Annotated in this window: 1 rRNA gene; it reads right to left on the bottom strand. The window is 56.6% G+C overall.

The window, feature by feature from the left end:
* Positions 1-46 precede the first annotated feature (46 nt).
* Positions 47-424: ribosomal RNA gene (locus ACF8LI_RS23255) — 16S ribosomal RNA — on the bottom strand; the annotation flags it as partial.

Raw genomic sequence — 424 nt, 5'->3', positions numbered from 1 at the left:
AACAACCGATAAGTGTGGGCGTTCAACTTGAACAGCAGTTTTCCAGAAAGGAGGTGATCCAGCCGCACCTTCCGATACGGCTACCTTGTTACGACTTCACCCCAGTCACGAACCCCGCCGTGGTAAGCGCCCTCCTTGCGGTTAGGCTACCTACTTCTGGCGAGACCCGCTCCCATGGTGTGACGGGCGGTGTGTACAAGACCCGGGAACGTATTCACCGCGGCATGCTGATCCGCGATTACTAGCGATTCCGACTTCACGCAGTCGAGTTGCAGACTGCGATCCGGACTACGACTGGTTTTATGGGATTAGCTCCCCCTCGCGGGTTGGCAACCCTCTGTACCAGCCATTGTATGACGTGTGTAGCCCCACCTATAAGGGCCATGAGGACTTGACGTCATCCCCACCTTCCTCCGGTTTGTCA

This window comes from Delftia sp. WSY_12 (genome assembly GCF_043104645.1).
GTDB classification, from domain to species: Bacteria; Pseudomonadota; Gammaproteobacteria; order Burkholderiales; family Burkholderiaceae_C; genus Comamonas; species Comamonas tsuruhatensis.
The sequence above is the reverse complement of the archived record's forward strand: the minus strand, read 5'-3'. Positions and strand labels throughout refer to the sequence as shown.